The sequence below is a fragment of the Stenoxybacter acetivorans DSM 19021 genome (assembly GCF_000745895.1).
Lineage (GTDB): Bacteria > Pseudomonadota > Gammaproteobacteria > Burkholderiales > Neisseriaceae > Stenoxybacter > Stenoxybacter acetivorans.
Genome location: NZ_JQKE01000018.1, coordinates 29063 through 43721, shown reverse-complemented (window position 1 = coordinate 43721; position 14659 = coordinate 29063). Strand labels below are relative to the sequence as shown.

The following is a 14659-nucleotide window of genomic DNA, read 5'->3' as shown; positions in this document are numbered from 1 at the left end:
AAAACAGCCGGTCAATTGATGAAAAAGATGATGAAGCGGCGCAGTGCAATAGAACCCATTATCGGTCATTTGAAAAAAGATAACCGTATGGGCATCAATTATTTAAAAGGCAAGATTGGTAATGAAATCAATCCGATTTTGGCTGCCGCTGCTTACAATTTCCGTAAATTGTTGACATGGTTGTTTTTTTGTCGAAAAAATTTAATTTTATTTAGGTTTTTAAGACAAGATTTTTGGCAAGTTGTTTGAATATTTTAGATCAGGTTCTTCAGGGACGACTAGCTATATGCAGTATAAGTCGCATCAATCACTCAGCGAGCTGTGCCATATGAAGTTCCGGAGAGCTATTTTTTTGATATGTGTAAACAACACGGCGAATTTTTACATTTTGTACGTTATATCCGTACCACGCGACGTACTGCGGGGATAGAGTGCAGGGCACGGGTGATTTTGGTGAGCTGATCCAGATTGTTTACTTGCAGAACGAAGCGAAATTCAATAAAGCCGTCGGTACCGTCTTGGGTTTTGGAAGGCGTGTCCACTGACACAATATCCGCGCCGTCGGCGGAAATGGTTTGTGCTAAGGTTGCCAATAAGCCGTGCATGTCTTGTGAGGCTACCTGAAGCACGGTGTGATAGGTATTTTGTGCCACATCGTCCCAATTGGCATCTAATTGGTTTTCAGGGTCGGCTTTGAGAATATTGTTGCAGTTATCACGATGAATAATGATGCCTTGGTCTTTAATCAGCAAGGCTTTAATGGCATCGCCGGGAATGGGGTTGCAGCATTTTGCCAAATGTACACGTCCGGTTTCATTACCGGAAATTTTAATGGGTGAGAGTTTGACGGTATCGCCGAAATGTTCACCTGCTAAATTGGCGATGTGCATTGCCACAGATACAGGCTGCAGATGTCCCATACCCACATCGTATAACACATCTTCAAATGGGGTGTTTTTATCTGCCAAATCTGCTAAATATTTTTCTTTCAGGCTCTCTGAGAGCAATACATTTTGCGGCAATAAGCCGGTAAGGGCTTTTTGCAGCAGACTTTCGCCCAATTTTATCGCTTCATCGCGGTTCATGTTTTTGATTTGATTGCGAATGGCACTGCGTGCACGGCTGGATACAGTGAAATTAAGCCAAGCAGGATTGGGGTGGACCACATCGGCAGTGATGATCTCAACGGTATCACCGGTTTTTAATTTGGTACGCAGTGGCATTAAGTTGTGGTTGATGCGTACTGCCACAGTACGGTTGCCAATATTGGTGTGAATGGCATAGGCAAAATCAATGGGGGTTGCGCCTTCGGGTAAAACGATGATTTTTCCTTTGGGCGTGAAAATATAAACTTCGTTGGGGAATAAATCAACTTTGACGTGTTCTAAAAATTCCAGTGCATTTTCGCTTTTTGCTTGTAAATCCAATATGGTTTGCAGCCATTGGTGGGTGCGCATTTGTGCTTGATTGAAGCTGCTTTGATCACCGGATTTATACAGCCAATGGCTGGCAATGCCGCCTTCGGCTATGGCGTCCATTTCATGGGTACGGATTTGCACTTCAATCGGCAAGCCATAAGGTCCCATCAAAGTGGTGTGCAGGCTTTGATAGCCGTTATTTTTTGGAATGGCAATGTAATCTTTTATTCTGCCGGGCTTGGGTTTATACAAATTGTGCAACGCACCTAAGGCGGCGTAGCAGGTGGGGATATTGTTTACAATCACGCGAAACGCATAAATATCCATAACATCGGCAAAATGCAGGTTTTTGGCTTGCATTTTCTGATGAATACTGAACAGATTTTTTTCACGCCCTTTGATTTGGGCTTCAATATTGGCACTCACCAGCCGCTGGCTGAATGCACGCAATACTTTACCGACCACATCGCGCCGATTACGCCGCGAAGCGGACAGGGCTTTTTCCAAAACCTGATAGCGTTTTGGATGAAGGTGCTGGAAAGAGAGGTCTTGCAGTTCGCGGTAAACTTGATTCAAGCCAATTCGGTTTGCCAGCTGGGCGTAGATTTCTAAAGTTTCCTGTGCAATACGGCGGCGGCTTTCCGGTTTTTTTGCATCAAGCGTGCGCATATTGTGTAAGCGATCAGACAGTTTAACGATGATGACGCGAACATCTTTCACCATGGCTAAAATCAATTTGCGAAAGCTCTCTGCTTGTGCTTCGGCTTGATCGTTGTACTCCAGTTTTTCCAGCTTAGATAAACCATCAACCATGTCGGCAATCACTTCACCAAAAGCGGCGGCAATTTGCGGTTTATTTGTACCTGTATCTTCCAGTACATCGTGTAAGACACCGGCACACAAACCTTGTACATCAACATGCCATTGTGCTAATTGTGCGGCAACCGTCATGGGGTGCGTGATGTAAGGTGCGCCGCTGTTGCGAAATTGTCCTTGATGCGCGGCAATGCCGAAATCACAGGCGGCATTTAAAAGTTGTTTTTCTTCAGGTTTTAAGTAATTGGCTGTTTTCAGCAGATATTCACGTGCTCGCTCAATAATGGCATAGTAGGCTGCCTGAATTTGTTCTTCACACACAGATAGCTGCTTTGTAAAACCATGTTCATTTTTGGTATGAATGTGCCCAATGATTTCAATGCCAACGCAACCCAATTGCGGTTGCAGTTCGGCAATATGAGCAGGTTTGCCCAAATCTTCCGCTGCTGTTTGAATTAAAGCGGCGGCTAAAGCGTGAACGCGGTGTTGTTTTTGCGCCAATGCGGCACTGATTTTAAAAGCACGCTCTGTATCATTGATTTTATCGGTTGCCGCTGCCTGCTGATATACGTAAGCACACGCTGCTTCTAACATGGCAAAACGCTCTGATTTTTTCAGATAGCCGCTTACTTGGAACAAATGATTGCGCCAATCGGAAAATAGCGGCGGATAGCAAAGGCTGGCGGGATACATGACAAAATCGCAGTCTGATTTATTTTTGCTGATGCAGGATTTCTTCACCGATTTGACCGGCGGCAATTTCACGCAAGGCAACCACTGTGGGTTTATTGCGGGTATCGTCCACCAATGGGGTAGCGCCGTTGGCAATTTGACGGGCGCGCAGGGCTGCTGCCAAGGTGAGGTCAAAGTGGTTGGGAATGCGGTTGATGCTGTCTTCAATGGTAATGCGTGCCATGTGTGGATTCCTCAGAAAGGGTTCAGTAAAAAAGAATGGTTCATTGTCGCTAATTATGAGGCATTTGCCAATAATTGCTTGATGAAATGATGCTGGCGGGTTTGCTTTAAGCCACGAGCACGAATAATGTGTAATAAATCTTGTTCGGCTTTGTCTAAGTCGCCGTTAATGACGGCGTAATCAAAAAAATGGGCTTGCTCAATTTCGCGGCAGGCTTCCTGCAAGCGTGTTTGAATAACCTCGCTGTTATCTGTGCCGCGATTTTGTAAACGGTTTGCCAATACCGACATTGACGGCGGCAAAATAAAAATACTGCATGCCTCTGGGAGATGCTTGCGTACTTGTGCGGCTCCCTGAACGTCAATTTCCAAAATAACATTGATGCCTTTTTGGGTTAAAGAATCAATGGCGGCATAGCTGGTACCGTAATGATTGCCGAATACCAGTGCGTGTTCCAAAAAAGCATTTTCTTTAATCAAATGTGTAAATTCGGGATTGTCCACAAAATGATAATGAACGCCGTTTTGCTCCGCTCCGCGCGGTGCGCGGGTAGTGTGTGATACAGATACGCGAATATCGGGCTGACCTTGTACCAAACGCGACACCAACGTGGTCTTTCCTGTACCGGAAGCGGCGGAAATAATGAAAATATTGCCTTCTTTTTGCATGATAATTGATTGGAAAATAATTGTATTAATTATGCCACAGTGTATTGGTTGCTACTGTACTGTTTTAAAAATTTAAAATCCGTCCCAATCATTCAGCATTAAGCCGATACCGATGCTGCGATGTCGGTGATTATAATCCAGCAGACTTTCACCATAGCCGCTGTATCCTTGTATATAGGCTTTAAGTTTGCCCGCCAGCGGAAATGTGTAGTCCACTTGCATGCCGCCCTTGCCCGTTGCGGGATTGAAGCGCAGGGTGCTGCCGAAAGTTTGCTTGTGGGCGAAATGGTATTGCAGACGTAAATCGCCGTAGCCCATGTAGCGAGTGATGTCCGGATTATTATCATCGCTGTGGTTTTCCGGAATGCGCCACCACAAACGCGGCAATACGGTTAATCTGCCCCATTCCATTCCCGCCATGACATATGCGCGATTCCATGAACGGCTCAACGGGTCAGATTGCCCGTTGGATTGGTGTAAATAACCCGCACCCAGCATTCGTAATTTTCCGTTAAACGGTAAAGGTGCACTCACCGGTTGGGTAATAAAAAATTCGGGCATGTAGTCGGTATTACGAAACTCAGCGGAAGTATAGCCGTTATATACTTGCCAATGCGATTGCTGCGTGTAGCCAAACCACAAATCAGCACGCGTTTTGAATAAGTCTTGTGCAATTTTGGTTTTAAACGATAATTGCATCTTGGCTTCCGTTTTTTGCTGCTCTTTTTTATTATCAATCACCTTGGTTTGTGTGGGTGTGTGCATTCGATAATTTGGGCGGCTGTTATGCCACAGCGGCAAAAGATACATTGGATAGTGTTCACGCATGGTGAAAGTGCCTGATTCGTCATTGCGATCTAAATCATAAAGTTCACTCAATGAACTGATGCTTTCAGGCAGCTCTTGGTTTTGCGGTATCAATACAATATCAACGCGGTCATTATCCAGACTTTTATCCAAAGTTTGTATCAAATCAATGGCAGGTTTTTCCGATTCGTTATCCGATGGCGAAACCGATGCGTAAGCACGATCAAAACATGCCAAACGCTCAGTATCATTAGTGATGCCGACACAGACCGTTGCCGTTTCTTCGGCATACGCAATCAGGCTGCTTGAAAACACCAAAGCAGCCAGAACCGCATGGAAAGGATTGAAAGAAAAATTCATTTTTGACATGCTTTTGAATGGTTATGTTTTAATTTTATTCTATACACAAGCGGTAATCACAATAATCACAGTCAGCCAAAAAAGCGCATAAAAACAGGTTATTTTCCTTACCAAATATCACTTTGCACTTTGTCGCGCAATTTTGGGTGGTCTGCCATTTTAAACACTGGATCTTTCCCTGCTTTTAATTGGTTTTGATAGTCTTTCAACAATAAAAACACATAGGGTGATAACAATATAATAGCAACCAAGTTAATCAATGCCATCAAACCCATGGATAAATCCGCCATATCCCACACCAGCGGTACACTGTTTACCGCACCAAAATACACCATTGCCAGTACCAGTAAACGGAATACCAGCATCACGCTGCGATGGTTTTTAATGAATTGCACATTGCTCTCGGCATAAGCATAGTTGCCGATAATGGACGAAAACGCAAAAATAAACAGCAGAAATGCTAAAAAATCCGCACCCCAATCACCCACGTGGCTGACAACTGCCGCTTGCGTTAATTGTACGCCGGTTAATTCAGCGGAGGCGGTTACGTTGGATAACAACAGGATAAAAGCAGTACACGAACAAACCACCAAAGTATCGACAAACACGCCCAGCATTTGAATCATGCCTTGGCTTGCAGGGTGTTTGACATCGGCGGCAGCTGCGGCGTTGGGGGCAGAACCCATACCTGCTTCGTTGGAAAACAGCCCGCGTTTAATTCCCAGCATCATCGCTTGTGAAACCAAACCGCCCAACAAACCACCGCCGGCGGCTTGGGTATGGAAAGCATTATTAAAAATCAAGCCAAACACGGCAGGCACGGCACTGATGTTGTTAATGACTACCCAGAGAGCCAGCATCAAATACAAAGAAGCCATTAATGGCACCAAACCCTCCGCCACCTGTGCCACGCGGCGAATACCGCCGAAGATAATCGGTGCGGCTAAAATCACCAAACCAATGCCCACCATGTGTTTGTTCCAGCCCCAAGCAGATTCAGCGGCGGCAACGATGGAGTTGGCTTGTACAGCATTAAATACCAAGCCAAACGCCAAAATCAGGCTTAATGCGAACAACACCGCCAGCCAATGCTGTTTTAATCCGGTGCTGATGTAATATGCAGGACCGCCGCGAAATTGTCCATTATTGTGGTCACGAATTTTAAATAGCTGCGCCAAGGAAGATTCTGCAAAGGCAGAACTCATGCCGAGCAATGCCGTGAGCCACATCCAAAACACCGCACCCGGGCCGCCTAAGGCAATGGCAATGGCGACTCCGGCAATATTGCCGACACCCACGCGGCTTGCCAATCCGGTAACAAAAGCCTGAAATGAAGTGATGCCGTGCGGGTCGTTTGGATTTTGCCGCCCGCCCATCATTTCTTTGATGCTGCGCGGAAACAGGCGGATTTGTACACACAAGGTGCTGAGGGTGTAAAACACACCCACGCCCAATAACAAATAGACCAAGCCGTCCCATAAGGGCGCATTGAGGGTATTTACCCAAATGTGGAATTGTTCAGTCATAGGCACCTTCTCTTAAAATGTCATGTTAATAATACTCAGGGGCATTGAAATAATTTTTTGCATTGGCAAAAAAATACTGCGGGAATGGTGTTGTGTTTCTAATCATTCATCAATGGCATAATGGGTTACTGAATTAAAAGCAGATATTGTGTTTTGGTGTATCGTGTCAAGCAGCAAAAAAGTATTTTCAAGTACGCCGTTTTCAGGCAGCCTGCCGATGAAAAACGTATGGTTAAGAATATCCATAAGGCAAGCTGCTTTGTTGTATTGGAATTAGCCAATTCGCATACCGGGCAGTGCACCGCTGTCCACGTCCAATAAAAACAATTGTCCATTGCCCGAAGCAGAAGTAATCATGCCTTCCGACATGCCGAATTTTGCCATTTTACGCGGGGCAAAGTTGGCAACCACCACCACCATTCGTCCAATGAGTTTTTCGGGTTCAGGATAGCCGGCGGCAATGCCGGAGAAAATGGTGCGCTGTTCAAAGCCCAAATCCACTAAAAATTTCAGCAATTTAGTGCTTCCTTCCACTTTTTCGCAGCTCAATACCTTGGCAACGCGTAAATCAATTTTCATAAAATCATCAAATGAAGCGGTATCGGCAAGCGGTGTGTATTCGGCATTTGGGGCAGCTTGGGCTGGTGTTGGGGCTGCCTGAATATTTTGTTTATTGGCTTCGATTAAATCGTCCACGTGTTTTTGCTCCACTCGGTGCATTAAATGTTGATAAGTGTTAATGACATGATTTTCAGGCAGCCTGTGCTGGCTGTTTGCCCATGTGAGGGCGGGAATATTCAAAAATTCAGCGGTTTGGACAGCAATTTTGGGTAATACAGGAGCCAAATACACGCTTAAAATGTGAAAAGCATTGATGAGTTCACTGCACACATGGTGTAAGCATGTGTCCATACCGTCTTGCTTTGCCAATTCCCACGGTTTATTGGCATCAACGTATTCGTTCACCGCATCTGCCAATGCCATGATGTCGCGCAGAGCACGGGCGTATTCACGTTGTTCATAATGTTCGGCAATGATGTCGGCGGCGGCAGACAGCTGAGTCAGCAATGCGCTGTTACCCACATCACACAGGCTGCCTGAAAAACGTTTACCAATAAATCCGGCGGCACGGGCGGCAATATTGACGTACTTGCCGATTAAATCGCTGTTTACACGGCTGATGAAATCGTTGAAATTCAGATCTAAGTCTTCAATTTTGCTGTTGAGTTTGGCGGCAAGGTAATAGCGCATCCATTCGGGATTGAGTTTGCCGTCAAGGTAGGTACGTGCGGTGATGAATGTGCCGCGCGATTTTGACATTTTTTGCCCGTCCACGGTTAAAAAACCGTGGGCAAAGACAGCAGTGGGTGCGCGGTAGTCGGCAAAACGCAGGGTTGCCGGCCAGAACAGGGCATGGAAATACAGAATATCTTTTCCGATAAAATGATACATTTCGGTATTGCTGCCAACGGAAAACCAGTTATTAAAATCCATACCAATGCGGTCACATAGGTTTTTAAACGCTGCCATGTAGCCGATTGGCGCATCCAGCCACACGTAAAAATATTTGCCGGGTGCATCGGGAATTTCAAAACCGAAATAGGGCGCATCGCGGCTGATGTCCCAATCGTTTAAATGGTCGTCGTCAAGCCATTCTTTCATTTTATTTAACGCTTCGGGCTGTAAGTGTGCTTGGGTTTGTCCGTTTGCTAAGATACTGCTGCCTGAAGTCCATTTTTTTAAATAATCGGCACATTCGCCCAATTTGAAAAAGAAGTGTTCCGATTCTTTTAATACCGGCGTTGCGCCGGAAATGGCAGAGTAGGGGTTGATTAGCTCCGTGGGGCTGTAGGTAGTGCCGCAGACTTCGCAATTATCGCCGTATTGGTCTTGCGCGTGGCATTTCGGGCATTCGCCTTTAACAAAACGGTCGGGCAGAAACAGATTTTTTTCAGGATCGAATAACTGCTCAATGGTGCGCACGGCAATTTTACCGTTGGCTTTGAGTTTTAAATAAATTTCACGGGAAAATTCTTTATTTTCAGTTGAATGGGTGCTGTAGTAGTTGTCGTAGCCAATATAAAACCCGTTAAAATCTGCTAAATGTTCTTCGCGCACTTTGGCAATCATGTTTTCCGGTGTAATGCCTTGTTTCTGCGCTGCCAGCATCACCGGCGTGCCGTGGGTATCATCAGCACAGACGTAATAACATTCGTGACCGCGCATTTTTTGAAAGCGTACCCAGATGTCGGTTTGAATGTGTTCAACCATATGACCTAAATGAATGCTGCCATTGGCATAAGGCAGGGCAGAGGTAACCAGAATTTTGCGAGGTGTGGTCATGTTTTTGTTGTGTTTAAATGTTGTTTTGCAAGCACGCTATTATAGCAGAATGCTTGCGCGTGATTGGCGGCAGTGTTTAACCGCGGGATTGGCAGCCCAATGACAAAGAAATTTTGGTGGCGCAATCAAGCAATAAGGACAAAAGCTGCCGGCGAACGTTGTCGTTATCAAGCAGTGCGTCGGCAACCGATAAATTAATCGCTGCCGTAATGTTGCCGGTGTAATCGCAAATCGGTGCTGCCAGTGAGGTAGCAAAATCCGATTGATGTTCCACCCAGCCGCGCCGACGGTCTTCTTCAATAGTGGCTTGCAATTCAGGCAGGCTTTGCGGCGATTGTGAAGCAGTGTATGTGTCAAGCAGCACGTGCCGATAGAGTTGATTTAAAGATTCATGGTTTAAAGCACACAGCAAAACCCGTCCCAGGGCGGTGGCATGACAGGGCAGACGCGTGCCGATGGGTACATTTACCGCCAGACGCTGATACGCATAAGCACGGTAAATATACAAGGCATCGGTTTGGTCGCGCACCGCTAAGTGGCAAGAGCAAGACGAGCGGTTGCGCAGCTCATTCAAATGCGGTGCGGCAACATCAACAATATCGCGGCTTGCCAGCCAAGAAAAGCCGTTCATCATCACACGGCTGCCCAATTCATAGTGGGTTTTGTCTTTTTTGTACAAATAGCCCATTTGTGTCAGCGTTTGCACAATACGATAGATGGCAGAAGAGCTTACGCCCAGTTGCTGCGCCATTTGCGCTGTAGTCAGTACACGGCTACTGCCGCTGAACATTTCCAGAATACGCAAACCGCGCTGCAATGCAGGTACTTGATAATCTGCTTCTTGTTCAATGATTTCTTTGGCTGAAGACATGAGTTTCCTTTGCATTTTGACGCACTCTGTTTCGAGTTTACAGCATATTTTCGCTGCCATGCCAGCGATTGCTTTGTTGTTTGGTAATGCCTGTTTTCAATTAGACAAGCCAAATCAATCCCGATAGAATACGCCGTTTTTCATTATTTTCCTGCCTTTGCTGCGGGTTTTTATTTTTATGGAACCTCCCAGTCCTTTTTTATATTTGCTGACTGTTTTTTTCTGATTTCAACCCAATAGCGTTCTGCCGTTATTTGGGATAACGGAGTTGCTATGAACGCTGCCACTCAAAGCGATTTGACTCGCTTATCTGTTGATATTGACCACATTCGTGAATTGGCGGAAACCTTACTGCCGATTCATGATCAAATTGAGCTGAATAAACCCTTAGCCGATGCTCAATTTAATCTCACTTTGCAAGAACTAACCGCTCTTTTGCACGAGTTGCACCCTGCTGACGTAGCGGTGCTGCTGGAGTCTTTGCCTTTACAAGAGCGGGTTTTGGTGTGGAAACTCACCACGCCTGAAGACGATGGCGAAGTTTTGCTGGAAGTGTCCGAACCCGTACGCGAAACCTTGATTGAAGCAATGGGCAAGGGTGAGTTGCTGGCAGCGGTAGATGATTTAGATGCCGATGAATTGGCGGCACTGGCTGCTGATTTGCCCAATCAGGTGGTGTACGAAGCCCTCAGCAACCGCGATGAAGAAGAGCGGGCGCAGGTGGCGGCGGCAATGTCGTTTGAAGAAGATCAAGTCGGCGCACTCATGGATTTTGAATTGGTGAGTATTCGTGCCGATGTGTCTTGTGAAGTGGTTTTGCGTTATTTACGCCGTTTTGAAAGTCTGCCGGATCACACTGATAAAATTTTCGTGGTGGACGACCACGATATTTTACAAGGCATACTGCCCATTCGTCATTTGCTGGTGGCTGACCCTGAAACGCTGGTTGCCGATGTGATGACTGATGACATGGTTACATTCCGCCCGGAGGACAACGCAGAAGAGGCGGCGGCGGCGTTTGAACGCTACGATTTGGTAACCGCACCTGTGGTTGATGCCAATCGAAAACTGATCGGGCGTGTTACCGTCGATGAAATGATGGACGTTATCCGTGAAGAATCCGAAGCCGATATGCTGAGTATGGCGGGTTTGCAGGAAGAAGAAGATTTGTTTGCACCGGTAATGGATTCTGTGCGTAACCGTTGGGTGTGGCTGGCAGTCAATTTATGCACCGCTTTCGTTGCCAGCCGAGTGATTGGTATGTTTGAAGGCTCAATCGAAAAAATTGTGGCACTGGCTGCCTTAATGCCGATTGTGGCAGGTATCGGCGGCAATTCAGGCAACCAAACCATTACCATGATTGTACGTGCGCTGGCGATGGGGCAAATGGCCACTGCTCAAGGATGGCGGTTACTGCGCAAAGAAGTGGGTGTGGCTTTGGTAAACGGCTTAATCTGGGGTTCGGTGATGGGTGCTGTGGCGTGGCTGTTGTACGACAGTGCAGGCATCGGCTTGGTGATGGTGGCGGCCATGACCTTAAATTTGCTGCTTGCCGCCACAGTGGGTGTATTAATACCGGTTATCATGGAAAAATTAGGACGTGATCCGGCTCTGGGCAGCAGTGTTTTGATAACAGCAGTAACCGATTCAGGCGGCTTTTTGATTTTCTTGGGTTTGGCAACGATGTTTTTAATATGAATTTTTAATATGAATTATGAATACGGTGTCATGCAACGGTAAAATACTTACCGTAAACTTTTTCAAGCAGCCTTTTTAAATAATGGCTCAAAAATATGGTTGAATTTCGTCAGCACCTTTATCAAGTATTTGCCTCAATTATTGCCGTTGCATTGATTGCTTATGTTTTCGGCGGCTGGATTGCCGCATTATCGGGCGTGTGCTTGCTGCTGTTGATTTGGTTGGTGATTTATTGGTATCACCTTGCCAAATTGGCAGGCTGGCTGAAAAGTCCGAAGCTCAATACTGCACCGCGTGGTTTTGGGGTTTGGGAAAACATTTTCATTGATTTGCTGCAGTTGGTGAAAAGCCGTAAAAAACGCCGACAAAAGCTGGAGGCCGCCTTGCATCGTTTTCACAGTGCCACAGAAGCCATGCCAAATGGTGTGATTATTCTGGATAATCACGGACGGATTGAGTGGCTCAATACGCTGGCTGCCCGTCATTTGAATTTGAATATTCAACATGACCGACGCAGCATTTTGAGTAATTTAATCCGCGTTCCTGAGTTTTATCCATTTGTCAGCCAGCCTTTAAATCAGCAGCCGATTAGCCTGAAATTGGCTTTGCCTGATTCACAAACCGCGATAGACCGCACCATTCTCATTATCCGTGCGCCTTTTGAAAGTAATGCAGACTTATTGATTACACAAGACATCAGTGCTGCGGAACAATTCAACGTTACGCGAACCGCTTTTGTTGCCAATGTGTCTCATGAACTGCGCACACCGCTTACGGTGGTCAATGGTTTTCTGGAAACTTTATCCAATATGCCCGACTTGCCCGGTGAGCAGCAGCAAGAATTTATTGGTTTGATGCACAAAGAAAGCCAAAGAATGCTCAGTGTTGTTAATGATTTACTCACACTTTCACGACTGGAGAGTCAGACCGCAGCGAGTATTCAGACCTCACCGATTAATCTGAGTGCTTTGTCGGAACAGGCAATGCAGGCAGCGCAAACTTTATCCGATGGTAAACACCGTTTTGAAGTGGAAATAACACCTGATATTGAAATCAATGGTGTTCAGTTGGATTTGTATAATGCTTTCAGCAATCTGTTATTCAATGCGGTGCGTTATACGCCCGAAAGTGGTGAGATTCGTGTGTCGCTCGAAAAGACGCAGCCTGATGATGATATTCAGGCAGCCCAAATTATTTTCAGCGTTCAGGACAGCGGCCCCGGTATTGCGGCGGAACATTTGCCGCACCTGACTGACCGATTTTATCGTGTTGATGTGGGGCGTTCACGCCAAAGCGGCGGCACCGGCTTGGGTTTGTCTATTGTGAAGCATGCACTGGCAGAACATGGCGGTTATTTAGAAATTGACAGTGAAGTGGGCAAAGGCAGTGTTTTTCGTGCTGTTTTGCCACTTACCGATGCGGGTTAAATGAATGACATTCAGGCAGCCGGCATAAGTAACTGCACAGTTTATTGGCAGCACCTTTCTTGAGGTGCTGTTTTTTTGTTACAATAACGGGATTTTTCATAAAAATACATTGAAACACGGTTATCACTAAACGACTGTTTTTTGCACATGGATACTGCTTTTCGTACAAGAGCTTGATTGTTTCGGATTAGTGCGTGATGAAAAAGAAAGCAGCTTGGTTGCATATTGAAAAACAATGAACATTGAATGGTGTTGTCATTGTCTGGGGTATTTATGAGTTTTCGTTTTGATATTGTTTACGAATACAGCGGTATGTTTTTGCAAGCGGCAAAATTGACGCTGGGTATAACCGCTGTTTCGGTATTTATCGGCACTATTCTGGGTTTGTTTGCCGCTTTGGCACGGATTATTCGTGTGGAAAAAGGCGGGCGCATTGTTCGTGCGTTTGCGTGGCTGCTGCGGCAAATGTCGTTGTTGTATGTTACCCTGTTTCGCGGCACACCTTTGTTTGTACAAATTTTTATTTGGTATTTTGTGTGGTTTCCCGCGCTCATTCACCAAGACGGCGGCTTGTTGATTAGCGGCGATGCAGCAACGGAGCTGCGCCGAAATTATGGTGCGCTGATTACCGGTATTCTGGCACTTTCTACCAACGCCGGTGCATATATCACTGAAATTTTCCGAGCCGGTATTCAATCCATTGATCGAGGTCAAATCGAAGCGGCGCGTTCTTTGGGGCTGACTTATCTGCAAGCAATGCGTTATGTTATTTTACCGCAAGCCATACGCCGCATGCTGCCTCCGTTTGGTAATGAATTTATTACGCTGCTGAAAGACAGCTCCTTGCTTTCTGCTATTGCTGTTGCCGAACTGGCGTTTGTGGCGCGTACTGCGGCAGGACGCTATTCTGTGTATGAAGAGCCGTATTACACCATTGCGCTGATTTATTTGGTAATGACCATTGGTTTAAGCTGGTTGTTTTCGTGGCTGGAAAAACGATACAAAGTATCGCATCACCTGTAACACATAGTAAGCAAATCATGATTACCGATACACAGCTTTTGCGCTATAGCCGTCATGTTTTATTGAATGAATGGGATATTTCCGGTCAGGAAGCCATTTTGGCAAGCAGGGTGCTGGTGGTTGGTTGCGGTGGCTTGGCGCATCCGGCTTTGACTTATTTGGTGTCTGCGGGTGTTGGCAATATTGTGCTGGCAGATGACGACACGGTTGAATTGAGTAATCTTCAGCGTCAATTTTGGTTTACTGAAGCGGATATTGCCAAAAACAAAGCAAAGATTTTGCAGCAGCGTTTGGGTGAGCGCAATCCTGATGTGGTGATTCATGCTCATGCTTGCCGAGTTGATGCGGATTTTTTGCAAAAATATTTGCCGAAAGTAGATTGTGTATTGGATTGCACCGATAATTTTGTCTCGCGTTGTCTAATTAATCGCATGGCGCATCAATACCAAGTTCCGTTGATTTCGGCTTCGGCATTGATGTTTTCCGGTCAATTGGCGGTTTATGACTTTCGCTGTGAGAATACGCCGTGCTATCAATGTGTCTTTGATGGCAATATTAACGATGTTGATGCTGCCTGTGCCAAAAATGGGGTTTTTTCACCGTTACTGGGGATTATGGGGGCGGCTCAAGCGGCTGAATCTTTGAAATTATTGGCGAATATCAATACACAAACCAAAACAGTATTGCACCATTTTGATGCTTTGCGGTTTCAATGGCATCAATGGCAAGTTCAAAAAAATCCCGCTTGTCCGATTTGCGGACAGCGGGATTAGGATTGGGCAACAG

At 45.9% G+C, this 14659-nt stretch carries 12 protein-coding genes and 1 pseudogene; 5 read left to right on the top strand and 8 right to left on the bottom strand.

Features of this window, described 5'->3' with window-relative positions; translation table 11 throughout:
* A partial coding sequence (locus tag Q384_RS03245) for a transposase (protein ID WP_483855118.1) occupies window positions 1-249 on the top strand: 249 nt, incomplete at its 5' end.
* Between the two features lie 146 nt (window positions 250-395).
* On the opposite strand, the gene Q384_RS03240 is transcribed toward Q384_RS03245, so the two are convergent.
* The 8 genes and pseudogenes from Q384_RS03240 to Q384_RS03210 form a co-directional block, all read right to left on the bottom strand.
* Window positions 396-2927: a RelA/SpoT family protein gene (locus tag Q384_RS03240; protein ID WP_245608497.1), complete on the bottom strand. Its 2532-nt coding sequence runs from the start codon at window positions 2925-2927 to the stop codon at window positions 396-398.
* A gap of 19 nt (window positions 2928-2946) precedes the next feature.
* Entirely contained in the window at window positions 2947-3150 is a 204-nt protein-coding gene (rpoZ, locus tag Q384_RS03235; RefSeq protein WP_037585929.1) for a DNA-directed RNA polymerase subunit omega, read from the bottom strand.
* Window positions 3151-3203: 53 nt separating this feature from the next.
* Complete coding sequence (gmk, locus tag Q384_RS03230) at window positions 3204-3824, bottom strand: guanylate kinase (protein WP_211251074.1); 621 nt, start codon at window positions 3822-3824, stop codon at window positions 3204-3206.
* Between the two features lie 66 nt (window positions 3825-3890).
* Window positions 3891-4985: a phospholipase A gene (locus Q384_RS03225; protein WP_156956416.1), complete on the bottom strand. Its 1095-nt coding sequence runs from the start codon at window positions 4983-4985 to the stop codon at window positions 3891-3893.
* 107 nt (window positions 4986-5092) lie between these two features.
* Window positions 5093-6511 carry an alanine/glycine:cation symporter family protein gene (locus Q384_RS03220; protein ID WP_037585925.1) on the bottom strand — a complete coding sequence of 473 codons (1419 nt, stop codon included), beginning with the start codon at window positions 6509-6511 and terminating at the stop codon, window positions 5093-5095.
* Between the two features lie 102 nt (window positions 6512-6613).
* Window positions 6614-6757, bottom strand: coding sequence for a hypothetical protein (locus tag Q384_RS13145; protein ID WP_156956415.1), 144 nt, complete (start codon window positions 6755-6757; stop codon window positions 6614-6616).
* 27 nt (window positions 6758-6784) lie between these two features.
* Window positions 6785-8860 (bottom strand): annotated as a pseudogene (gene metG, locus Q384_RS03215) (methionine--tRNA ligase); the annotation flags it as partial.
* 70 nt (window positions 8861-8930) lie between these two features.
* Window positions 8931-9725: an IclR family transcriptional regulator gene (locus Q384_RS03210; RefSeq protein WP_051940365.1), complete on the bottom strand. Its 795-nt coding sequence runs from the start codon at window positions 9723-9725 to the stop codon at window positions 8931-8933.
* 273 nt (window positions 9726-9998) lie between these two features.
* Here Q384_RS03210 and mgtE point away from each other — a divergent pair, with 273 nt between their 5' ends.
* The 4 genes from mgtE (at window position 9999) to Q384_RS03190 (ending at window position 14646) form a co-directional block, all read left to right on the top strand.
* A complete protein-coding gene (mgtE, locus tag Q384_RS03205) occupies window positions 9999-11423 on the top strand; it encodes a magnesium transporter (protein WP_051940363.1) in 1425 nt (474 codons plus the stop codon).
* Between the two features lie 95 nt (window positions 11424-11518).
* Entirely contained in the window at window positions 11519-12850 is a 1332-nt protein-coding gene (gene phoR, locus Q384_RS03200; RefSeq protein WP_037585921.1) for a phosphate regulon sensor histidine kinase PhoR, read from the top strand.
* A gap of 273 nt (window positions 12851-13123) precedes the next feature.
* Window positions 13124-13873 (top strand): amino acid ABC transporter permease, encoded by a 750-nt coding sequence (locus Q384_RS03195; RefSeq protein WP_037585939.1) that lies wholly within the window; start codon window positions 13124-13126, stop codon window positions 13871-13873.
* A gap of 17 nt (window positions 13874-13890) precedes the next feature.
* On the top strand, window positions 13891-14646 hold the full coding sequence (locus tag Q384_RS03190) for a HesA/MoeB/ThiF family protein (RefSeq protein ID WP_037585919.1): 756 nt from the start codon (window positions 13891-13893) through the stop codon (window positions 14644-14646).
* The last annotated feature ends 13 nt before the right edge of the window (window positions 14647-14659 follow it).